This is a genomic window from Streptomyces pacificus, from assembly GCF_011766325.1.
Classification (GTDB): domain Bacteria; phylum Actinomycetota; class Actinomycetes; order Streptomycetales; family Streptomycetaceae; genus Streptomyces; species Streptomyces pacificus.
In genome coordinates this window covers 1-691 of sequence record NZ_BLLG01000070.1, presented here as the reverse complement: position 1 = coordinate 691, position 691 = coordinate 1, and the positions used below count along the sequence as shown (strand labels likewise).

Here is a 691-nt window from a genome sequence, read left to right as displayed (position 1 = left end):
GGGGTTCTGGTGGTGGACGAGTTGCGTGCGTTTCTGGGGCGGATGCTGCCGTCGTATATGGTTCCGCGTCGTTTTGTGGTGCTGGAGGCGCTGCCTTTGACGGCGCAGGGCAAGACGGACTATCGGGCGTTGCCTGTTCCCGAGGCGGTGCGTCCGGTGCTGAGTCGTCCGTATGCGGTTCCCGAGGGGGGTACGGAGGAGTCGCTGGCGGTGATCTGGGGTCGGGTCCTGGGTGTCGACCGGGTCGGTCGCCATGACGACTTCTTCGACCTCGGGGGCGACTCCATCCGCTCCCTCCAGGTCCTCGGCCAGGCACGCGACGCCGGCATCACCTTTGCACTCCAGGACCTCTTCCGGTACCCGACCGTCGCCGCCCTGACCGCCGCCGCGGCCGGCCGGGCCGACCGCGACGGGGCAGAGCCCGGACAGCCGGGCGAGCCCTTCTCGCTGCTCGCGCCGGAGGACCGGGAGCTGCTGCCCGACGGTCTCGAGGACGCCTATCCGATGGCCGAGCTGCAGGTCGGCATGGTCTACGAGATGCAGCTCGACCCCGAACGGGCCCCCTACCACAACGTGGACAGCCTGCGTATCGCCGGCCCGTTCGACGAGGACGCCTTCCGCGACGCCGTGGCCCGCGTCGTACGCCGCCACCCCGTGCTGCGCACCTCCTTCAACCTCGCCGACTACAGCG

1 protein-coding gene is annotated in these 691 nt (G+C 70.0%); it reads left to right on the top strand.

The features are described from left to right. Positions 1 to 12: 12 nt before the first annotated feature. Positions 13 to 691 (top strand): phosphopantetheine-binding protein (locus tag SCWH03_RS28285; RefSeq protein ID WP_254077101.1); only part of this gene is annotated, 679 nt, incomplete at its 3' end.